The organism is Chryseobacterium taichungense, from assembly GCF_900109935.1.
GTDB classification, from domain to species: domain Bacteria; phylum Bacteroidota; class Bacteroidia; order Flavobacteriales; family Weeksellaceae; genus Chryseobacterium; species Chryseobacterium taichungense.
Genome location: NZ_FOBV01000006.1, coordinates 310983 through 321462, shown reverse-complemented (window position 1 = coordinate 321462; position 10480 = coordinate 310983). Strand labels below are relative to the sequence as shown.

The following is a 10480-nucleotide window of genomic DNA, read 5'->3' as shown; positions in this document are numbered from 1 at the left end:
TGTGCAATCCTACTTTTATTAAAGATGTACTTGGGGAGTTTTGGATTATATGTTTAGGTATCTATTGAAAGAAAGCCCCATACCCTAGCCCGGATAGAAGCGGTTACCCCACAGCGGGGTTGGAGCGTTGGAGCGTAAAGGGTTTGGCGTTGGAGCACATCGGTGAAGCTCGGCGCGAGGAGTATGAGCGGAGAGCCGGAAAAAGCTACCCATAAAAAATAGGTGAGTTGGAGAGTACGAGAGTAAAAGGGTTAAAGGGTTTGAGAGTGTGTGAGTTTAGTAAGAGAATGCCAAGTGTGTCATTATTTATAAGTATATGAAAAAAGCAAAGTTTTCACTCTGCTTTTTGTTTGTTATAGATGGTACTAAGAAATTCGGCGTAGGATTTTTCGAGACCAACGATATCGCCGCTTTTTAAATTTAGTCCGCCCACTCCTGTTTCATCGGGTTTTATTTTTGTTGCTGAGATCTGAAAATACTGATTGGAGCTGTTTTCTTTCGGTTGAATTTTAATAGCAGAACCTAAAAGTTTTTTTGTAGAGATCGTGTAAATTTCGCCGGGCGCTGTTTTTATCACCAGATAAGATCTTGGAGAAACAACATAATCTATTTTGTTAATGGCTATTTTCTGCTCTTTGTCTGAGGATGCAAATAAATACATATTGCCTGATTGATTAAGTAATTTTTCTTTCGGCAGATAATATAAAGCAAGTCTGTAGTTTGAAGGATTGAACTTTTGTAGAGAGCCATCTACCGTTTCGAAAGGTTTCAGAGTGAAAGTATTGGCTCCAATTTCTTTTGCTTTCTTATATACAGCCGAAAAAACTTCAGCATCATTTTTTGAAAAGCCCTGTACTTCGACTTCACCAAGGTATTCAGCATTTTTTATTTCCTGATCTATTTTATATAAAAAGCGATCTGTATTGTCATGTGTTTTCTCAACTTTTGTTAAAAGTACATTTTGTGCACAGAACAACTGTGCGAGAAAAATAAAGATGATTATTATTGAGTTTTTCATTATATACTTTATTGTTGTGTGAGAATACTAATGCATTCTTCCAGACTATTTTCCCAATATTTGGGTTCTATCTTATAAGTTTCTTCAATTTTATCGAGGCACATTGTGCTGCGTTTCGGTCTTCTGGCCGGAGTAGGATATTGATCGGTCGTTAATTGGTTTAATTTAACTTTTGATTTTGAAAATTCAGCTATTTTTTCTGCAAATTCAAACCAGGTTGTTTCAGGATAATTTGAAAAATGAAAAATACCGTATGTTTTTTGAGGAGCTTCGATGATCTTCATGATTGCCTCTGCCAAATCGTTTGCATTGGTAGGCTGACCAAACTGATCGGCTACGATTCCCAGCTCTTCTTTTTGGGAAAATAGATTAAGCATGGTTTTCACAAAATTTTTATTGAATTCGGAATACAGCCATGACGTCCTGAGAATGATTGTTTGGGGATTTATATCCAAAGCAAGCTCTTCTCCTTTTAATTTTGATTCTCCGTAAACTCCTATTGGGTTGGTGAAATCATCTTCTGAATAACAGAGATTGGTTTCACCATCGAAAACATAGTCTGTAGAAACATGAATCAATACCGAATTATATTCCTTACTGGCTTCTGCAAGGTGAGCAACACCTTGTGCATTTACGGCAAAAGCTTTTTCCTTTTCACTTTCTGCAAGGTCTACCGCTGTAAAAGCTGATGCATTAATACAAAAGTCAGGTTTATTGTCATAAAAGAAAGATTGTACCCGATCTTCATTTGTAACATCAAGCGTTTGCGAATCTGTAAAAATAAACTCATAATCCAATTCAAAATCGGGTGCAATTTTTCTGATGCAATTTCCCAGTTGCCCGTTTCCTCCTATTACCAATATTTTTTTCATTATGAATTTTTTGCGTTCTGTGATCTTAAAAATTTAACTCTTGACTGAAAATCTTTCTGTTCTAAATCTACATAAAATTTATTGAACGTTTCTTTAATATCTTCAGGATGTATTTCTGAACGCCTTGTTTTAACATTAAAGTAAATAACCGTTACCCACAAAACTGCATGAATGGTTTTTTCGTCTAAACTTTTCATAAGAATTTCAACCTTTGCCGTTCTATCCTGAACCTCTATGATTTTGCTGCTGATCACCACCGAAGTATTATATCTCACTTCTTTCAGATAGGCAATTTCGTTTTGAATGGCAATCCATGTGCAGCCGGTTAGTTTTGTATATTCTTCGTAGGTAAACCCGTAAAATGTTTCCACATGGTCTTCTCTGGCATTGAACATATAGTCCAGATATTTCACATTATTTAAATGACCAATCGGATCACAATCACTAAACCGCACCTTTACCGTGGTTGATACTTCTTTATTCATGGTGCAAAAATAAAAAAACCACCCCGATGAGAGATGGTTATTTTATAAATGTTTATTAATTTCTAAAAATTATTGAACACCTAGTTCTTTTTTCACAGCTGGAGTAGCATCCGGACCTCCTTTGAATACAAAAGCAGAAGAGTTTGCATCCATGATATAATCATATCCGTTTGCCTTAGCAACTTTAGAAACAGCATCGTTCAGCTTTTTCTCGATTGGCTCATAAGCAGCATCTTGCTTAGCTACGAAATCCTTTTGAGCCTTATCGTTCATTTCCTGAATTTCCTGCTGCATTTTTGACAATTCAGCTTCTCTTGCTTTGTTTTCTTCAGCTGTTTTCTTAGGAGCTTCTTCGGTATATTGCTTTAATTTAGCCTGTCCCGCATCTGCTTTTTTCTTGATTTCAGCTTGTTTAGTATCTAAGAAAGCTTTAAGATCAGTATCTGCTTTTTTCTTTTCAGGCATTGCATTAAGAACACCTATAACGTCTAAAGTTGCAATTTTTTGAGCTTTTGCCATACCTACCGATACAACCATCATTACCGCTGCAAATAATACACTTAATTTTTTCATAATTGGTAAATAAATAATTTAATTTTGTTTTTAGATCTGTAAATTTAATAAAAGTTAAACTTTTATTTTTTGGTTTTAGTTTTTTCTTTCTTATCGGTATCTTTTAATAAAATATCCAATACTTTATCTGAATAATCGAATCGTTTCTGAAGGAAGAGCACATTATTGCTTGTTTTATCAAGCACAATACCTATCCCGTTTTTCTCTGCCATTGTTTTAATCGCTCCCCAGATCTGGTCCTGAAAAGGCTGCACAAGATTTGTTCTCAGCTTTTTTATCTCACCAGTAGCTCCAAAACGTAAACTTGTAGTGGTTTTGATATTTTTCTCCAAATCCATTACTTCTTTTTCCCGAAGTTTTAGCTGATCGCCTATTAAAAGTACTTTTTCACTTTCAAAAGCAGATCTTTTACGCTCATACTCCGACTGCAGATTCTGAAGTTCCGACTGCCAGGTGTCAATCTGCGCATTCAGTCTGGCTTCTGCTTCTTTATACTGAGGCATTTTATTTAAGATATACTCTGTATCAACAACGCCTACTTTCTGTGCATTGCTTAAACCGAAAAGCAAAAATAAAATGAACGAGAAAACAATTCTAAAATTTTTCATATAATGAATTATAAAGATTGGTTCATCAAGAAGTGTGTCTTCCATCCGGAAGGGTCTGAAGAGCCAATAGGTTTATCAAATCCATAAGCAAAATCAAATCCGATCAATCCGAATGCTCCCATATAAACTCTAACCCCGACACCTACTGATCTTTTCAACTGGAATGGATTGTAACTTCCCCACGAATTCCAAACGTTACCTCCTTCAGCGAACGTCAATGCATAAATTTTCGCAGTTTGGTTCAGTGAAATCGGATATCTTAATTCTAACGTAAATCTGTTGTAAATAGTACCTCCACCTGTCGGGGTAATATCTTCAGAAGTTCCTCCATACGTGGATGCATTCTCATAACCCCTCAATGGGATTAATTCTCTACCATCATATCGTCCTCCGAAAAGACCTGTACCACCTACATAAAATCTTTCAAACGGTGGAGCACCAAGGTTCTTGTTATATCCATCCATGAATCCCATTTCAGCAGAAGATCTCAAGACCAGCTTTCCAACAACTTCGTTATAAACATCAGCTTTGAACTTCACTTTATAGAATTCCATCCACTTATATTTTTCCGTTGGAGACAACGTAGAATAATCTTTATTATTGAACAATGAATACGGCGGAGTGAATTTTACCGAAAGATCAAGATTTGACCCTGATGTCGGGAAAATTGGATCAATTCCGGCAGAATTTCTGCTCAGTCCAAGGTTAATACTAAAGTTATTGGCCGTACCATAATATTCTGTGGTCCCTCCAAAGTCAAATGGATAATTTTTAAAGTCGTATTTCTGGAACTGAAGTCCGGTATATAATGAGAAATAATCATCCGGCCATCTCAATAATCTATTTAATCCTACTGAAGCAGAGAAAATATTCAATTTCTGGGAAGCTCCGTACACATCAGAATATTTTACTCTGGAATTGTTAAGACTCACAGAAAGAGCTGTAGGTTTTGTACCAAATAACCAAGGTTCAGTAAATGAAACCCCATAGTTCTGGAAATACTGTCCTGCCTGAGCCTGAAGGGATAAAGTTTGTCCATCTCCCTGAGGAACAGGTTTAAAGTCTTTAAATCTAAGGAAATTTTTCAACGAGAAATTGTTGAATGTCAACCCTAATGTTCCGATGAAGCTGTTACCTCCATAACCGGCTTGCAACTGAACCTGAGACGAACCCTTCTCTACCAATTTCCAGTTGATATCTACTGTATTGTCCTGCTGGTTCGGCTGAATATCCTGACCAACCTGTTGTGGATCAAAAAACTGCATCCCGGCTAAATCGAAATATGTTCTCTTAATATCACTTTTAGCAAAGAGATTTCCCGGTTTTGTTCTTAAGGCTCTTAAGATTACATGGTCGTGGGTTGTAGTATTCCCTTCCCATGTCACTCGGTTCCAGGTTGCTTTTTCACCTTCGTTGATACGGATTTCAAGATTAATCTTATCTCCGTTTACCGATTTTTCTACAGGAGTTACATTTGAGAAAAGGTAACCATTGTTCATGTAAACAGATTTGATGTCAGAATCATCTTCTTTACCTCCGTCTTCTCCTACTTTTTTGTTGAAACCAACCGCATCGTAGATATCTCCTTTTTTGTATCCTAAAAGTCTCTGTAAATAATCTGTAGCATAAACAGTATTTCCGGTAAATGTAATATCCCCGATATAATACTGCTTACCCTCATTAAGTTTTACATTGATCTCGTAGTTATTCCTTTTATTTCTCCATACAGAATCTGAAACAATTTTCGCATCTCTATATCCTAATGAATTGTAGTAGCTTACAAGATTCTGTGTGTCGTCCTGATATTTTTCTTCAATGAATTTTGAGGATTTTAGAATTCCCCCGATACCAAATCTTTTCTGTTTGGTTTCTTTGAATCCTTTTTTTCTTAGCTTTCTGTCTGAAACTGCAGTATTTCCTTCAAATTCGATATGATCGATTTTGATTCTTTTTCCTTTATCTACATTGATCGTCCAGTCTACCAGATTTGGATCTCCCGCATTTACCTTATCCTGGATAGTAATTTTAGCGTCAGCAAATCCTTTTTTAATAAAATCTTTAGGAACGTTAGTTTTAAGGCTTGAAACCAAATTTTGTGTAATTTTAGTTCCTGGCTTCAGATTGTTATCTTTCGCCATTTTTTCGTTCTTTGATTTCCCGATCCCTCTTCCTGTGAATTTTACTTCACCAAGATCTTTAAGATCCTGCAAATAGAATCTTAAGATAATCGTTTCGCCTTCAATACTTTGCACATACACCTCAACCTCGGAAAAAGATTGGGTATCCCAAAGTTTTTTTACAGCGTTACTGATTTTCTGCCCCGGAATATCTACAGTTTCGCCTTTAGATAAACCTGTAAATCTCAGAATCTGAGCCGGCGTATATTTTTTAACCCCATCTACAACGATGTCTTTCAGTGTGTATGTTCCTGCCTGGTTTTCTGCTTGTACAGATTTGTTCACCTGTGTGCTGTCCTGTGGAGTTACCTGTCCATAAAAATGTGCAGAAGCAACAAACATAATGATGGGTAATAGTCTAAACTTCATTTTTATCGTAGTCTTTCTTTTCTTAAATTTTACTGGATCTTTATTTGTTCTCCGGTCTTTCCGAATCTTCTTTCTTTGTTTTGATAATCAACAATGCACTGAAAGAAAATGTCTTTTGTAAAGTCCGGCCACAGAACATCTAAAAACTGCAGTTCTGCATAGGCGATCTGCCAAAGGAGGAAATTACTGATTCTGATCTCGCCACTGGTTCTTATCAGAAGATCAACAGGGGGGAAATCTTTAGTATAAAGATAGTTTTCGAATAATTTTTCATCAATATCATCTGCATCTATCTTGTCTTCCTTTACATCTTTACTTATGTTTTTTACGGCATTCAGTATCTCATTCTGAGAGCCATAGCTTATGGCCAATACCAAATTCCCTTTTGTGTTTTCTTTGGTAAGCTCCATCACACGGTTAAGCTGATCTTTAACGAGTGGGGGAAGTTTATCCAGATTGCCTATGACATGCATCCTTAGCCCTTTACTGAAAATTTCTTCTGCTTCAAGCAATAATGTTTCTACAAGTAAATTCATTAAAGTATTTACTTCTTCAGCAGGACGGTTCCAGTTTTCCGAAGAAAAGGTATAAAGCGTTAAATACGGAATATGTATTTCATTGCATGCATTTATGGCATTTCTTACTGCATTTATGGCATTTCGGTGACCGAAAGTTCTTTCTTCGCCACGCGATTTTGCCCATCTTCCATTACCATCCATGATAACTGCCACATGCTTGGGTAAATTATCCGGATCTATTTTATCTTTTATCAACGACATATTAATCACAATAACACGGAGGTCTTCCGAACGAATAAGTCAAACCGAGACTTACTGTATTCATCCAGTCTTTAGACTTTGAATCTCCAATATTTCTTTCTCCTATCAAGGCAGCTTCTCTTTCTTTAGACACCACATAATAAGCATCTGTCTGAAGGAGAGACCCTCCGGTAACAGGGCTTAAGATATCTCCATTGTATGTAGAGACAACATCTTTACTGAGGATTCTGCTATAATCCAGCTGATCTGTAAGCGTATATCTGAATGTAGCTTCTGCAAAGATTGCCCAGTTATAATTAAATTTATATTTTAACCCTACTCCAAAAGGAATATGCATGGTAGTTTTTGTTCCTGTAGAGTATACCGGCGTTGTTGTAAAATCCAGCTCATTAATAGGTGCCTGTGCAACACCATCTGCATCTCTTCTGAAATCATTGATAAGAGTAGCTTTCGGAGCATCAAACATCAAAGCCCCAACCCCACCGAAAATATATGGGCTTACCATACCTTTCTGCTCATTATTCACCGGAAAAAAGTTGTATTCGAAAACCAAACTTGCTTCGTAAACATTGTTTTTTCCGAATGAGTTTCTGTTTTGTCTGTATTCTTCCTTCGCAACTTTGTCATTAAATTGAATCTGATTATATCCGAGATCCAATCTCACAGTCTGATGGGGATTAAAATTAAATCTATATAAAATACCACCATAAAAAGGAACTCCCCAATCCGATACCCTATGTAAATCCAATGGCTTTTGTAAAATATAATTCGTTCTCCCTATATCCCCAACTAGGTTACTCATACCTAGACGAACCCCCAGTTCGTTTCTTTGAGCTTTAACGCTTACCACAGTTCCTAGTGCGGCAAGGAAGCTAAACAATAATTTTCTATTCATAAAAGAATATGGATTTATGGTTATTTTAAAATTTAATTTTTGCAAATATAAAACATTTTTATATTAATGATAATCTTAATGTTTAGTTAAAAATAAACAAAAAAACATAATTTGTTATAAAGTAAACGATAAAGTCGCTAAATTATTCTTTTTTTAATAGATTCACAATGATTATCCTATTATAAAGTCCCGTTAAATGAGGGCTTAAAAGTATTATTTTTTATTGAATATATCACGTACTTTATTTCTAATTCTTATTAACAACGGTTCTTTATAATTTTTATCTTCATCAAAATAACCATATCCATAGCCGTAGCCGTAACCATAGCCATAACCATAACCTTGTGTAGAATTGTAATCATTATATACCAATCCCAAATTTTCCACTTCTCTATTATGATATTTTTCAGTAATCAACTTCAGCATGTACTTCTCGGTATATTCATGACGAACTACATATATGTTGGCATCAGAATATTTCATCAGTTCATAAGAATCTGCCACCAGGCCTACCGGAGGGGAGTCTATGATAATAAAATCGTACATTGATTTTAGATCCTGAATAAAATTTATATTTCTCTCACTCATAAGAAGTTCGGAAGGATTAGGTGGAATTGGTCCTGAAGTAGCCACATCGAGATTATGAATTTTTGTCTTATTGATGATCTGGCTCATTTCTACTTCACCGGTAAGGTAGTTTGAAATTCCGTATTTATTATCAATTTTGAAATCACCGAAAATTTTTGGTTTTCGGAGGTCCATTCCCAGAAGAATTGTTTTTTTATCACTTAAGCCCAATACAGAAGCGAGATTAATGGAAACATACGTCTTCCCTTCTCCTCCGATTGAAGAGGTTACCAAAAGTACTTTGCTTTTTTCATTTTCGCCTGATAAAAACCTTACATTGGCTCTTATCCCTCGGAATGCTTCTGAAACAGAAGATTTCGGCTGCTCCAAAACAGTAAGCATGGTTTCATTATTGTTTTTTCCGATAACACCCAGAAGAGGTATTTTGGTAGCATTCAACAATTCTTTGATATTTCTGATTTTGGTATCCAGCACTTCACCTATTAAAATAAATAATATCGGAAGAATTAGCAATCCACTTATAATTCCTGCTTTTACGGCTCTTACATTTGGGCCGATTGCAGATTGTCCCACATTTTTGGCAGGGTCGATCACACTGATATCGGATTGATTTCCCGCTATTTTCAACTGGGTTTCGTTTTGTCTGGTGAGCAAACTATTGTAAGTAGCCTCAATCATATTATACCCTCTCTCTGCATCCAAATATTTTCTTTCTTTCTCCGGATAAGCATGAAGATCTAAATCCGCAGTAGAAACTTTCTGATTAATTTTTTCTATTTCCTTAAGATAATCAGAGTAGTAGTTTTTTAAAACATTATTGGAATTCATCCGGGCATCATTGATGAGCTTATTGAGCTCAATCATTGGTTCTGAATTAGGCTTATAAATAAGAGCCATTTCCCTTCTTTTCAGATACAAATCTTTGAGTTCTGTAACGGATGCTGTGAACATTCCGTCCTGAAATCCTGCTGCTGTTGTGCTGATCATCTTATCAAAGTTCTGAGAAGCAAGCATTCGTCTTATCTGATTCAATGAAGTAATTTTACTTTCAAAATCTGCTTTTTTAGTCTCGAGTTCTTTGATTTCATTCAGAGACTTTTCATCTCTGTCTTTAATGTCATAAAGCTTTTCAGTGGTTTTCATATAATTCAGCACATTGGCGCTTGAATCCAGCTTTTTTCTTATTTTATCAAGATTTTCTTGTAAGTAAGCATTCGTATTTTTATCCACAATCAGTTTATCTGCCTGTCTTTTTTTCTGCAGCTCGCTTACAGACTTATTGAGAAAACTTACTGTTCCATTAAGATTATATCCCGTCTTGGTAATAATCATGATGGTGTTGATCTCTTTATCAAAATCCACTGAAATAGTGGAGGTAATATCATTTACCGCGTTATTTACCGTACTAAACTTAAAAATAACATTTTCTAGATTTATTTTAGGAATAATAGGATTTTTAACCAGCCTGAACCGAAGATTGGGAGAGGTATACCATTCTCCTACTTCAACAATCTTGTTAGAAGGTTTATCGTAAGGATCAATTGTAAAAAACCCCTCGTTTTCATAGCTGTATAACGTTGAAGACTGCCCGTCTTCTGGTAAATCCACTTCGTATTTATTATTTCCTCTTGGGATCAATGTTACGGGATAATCAGTTTGTTGGAGATGTTTTTTATCTATTTCCACCAGAACAGGAATATCATCTTTATCCAAGAAGGTTGATTTTATAGCTCCCTTTGTAGAGTAGTTTATATAAAGCCCCAGTTCTTTAACCAAAAACTCATTATGAGTTCTGGATAAAAGCATTTTTTTCAGGTAGATTCCATCCTGATTTCCTCCGTTATTCCAAATCAGATTCACAGATTGGCTCGGTGTAAAATAACTCGCCGTACCGCTGGAGACGCTTAAAGATAAACTTGATGCGTAAATGCTTTGAGCATAATACTTGGTATACACCCAAGAAATGGAGTACCCGATGATCAGCATCATGACTAACCAATACCAATTTTTTAAAATCCTTCTTAAAAAATGCTCAATATCGAATAGTGAGAAAGAACCATATTTTTCTTTCTGAGAATTAACCTTCTCTGCCTGAGTTTCTTTTCCAGGGATCATA

9 protein-coding genes are annotated in these 10480 nt (G+C 35.8%); all 9 read right to left on the bottom strand.

What is annotated here, in order from left to right; all coding sequences use genetic code 11:
- Positions 1 to 334 precede the first annotated feature (334 nt).
- Positions 335 to 1018, bottom strand: coding sequence for a hypothetical protein (locus tag BMW64_RS14755; RefSeq protein WP_090000717.1), 684 nt, complete (start codon positions 1016 to 1018; stop codon positions 335 to 337).
- Between the two features lie 8 nt (positions 1019 to 1026).
- Positions 1027 to 1890: a dTDP-4-dehydrorhamnose reductase gene (gene rfbD, locus BMW64_RS14750; protein WP_090000716.1), complete on the bottom strand. Its 864-nt coding sequence runs from the start codon at positions 1888 to 1890 to the stop codon at positions 1027 to 1029.
- Positions 1890 to 2375, bottom strand: a complete 486-nt coding sequence (locus BMW64_RS14745) for an acyl-CoA thioesterase (protein ID WP_090000715.1) — start codon at positions 2373 to 2375, stop codon at positions 1890 to 1892. Before BMW64_RS14745 ends, rfbD begins: the two co-directional genes overlap by 1 nt.
- A 69-nt stretch (positions 2376 to 2444) precedes the next feature.
- Positions 2445 to 2948, bottom strand: coding sequence for an OmpH/Skp family outer membrane protein (locus BMW64_RS14740; RefSeq protein ID WP_090000714.1), 504 nt, complete (start codon positions 2946 to 2948; stop codon positions 2445 to 2447).
- Between the two features lie 62 nt (positions 2949 to 3010).
- Complete coding sequence (locus BMW64_RS14735) at positions 3011 to 3556, bottom strand: OmpH/Skp family outer membrane protein (protein ID WP_090000728.1); 546 nt, start codon at positions 3554 to 3556, stop codon at positions 3011 to 3013.
- A gap of 8 nt (positions 3557 to 3564) precedes the next feature.
- On the bottom strand, positions 3565 to 6102 hold the full coding sequence (gene bamA, locus BMW64_RS14730; RefSeq protein ID WP_090000713.1) for an outer membrane protein assembly factor BamA: 2538 nt from the start codon (positions 6100 to 6102) through the stop codon (positions 3565 to 3567).
- A gap of 29 nt (positions 6103 to 6131) precedes the next feature.
- On the bottom strand, positions 6132 to 6881 hold the full coding sequence (locus BMW64_RS14725; protein ID WP_090000712.1) for an isoprenyl transferase: 750 nt from the start codon (positions 6879 to 6881) through the stop codon (positions 6132 to 6134).
- Between the two features lies 1 nt (position 6882).
- The gene (gene porG / locus BMW64_RS14720) at positions 6883 to 7776 is read right to left on the bottom strand and encodes a type IX secretion system protein PorG (RefSeq protein WP_090000711.1); all 894 of its coding nucleotides are present in this window, start codon (positions 7774 to 7776) and stop codon (positions 6883 to 6885) included.
- 213 nt (positions 7777 to 7989) lie between these two features.
- Complete coding sequence (locus BMW64_RS14715) at positions 7990 to 10479, bottom strand: exopolysaccharide transport family protein (RefSeq protein ID WP_090000710.1); 2490 nt, start codon at positions 10477 to 10479, stop codon at positions 7990 to 7992.
- Position 10480 lies beyond the last annotated feature (1 nt).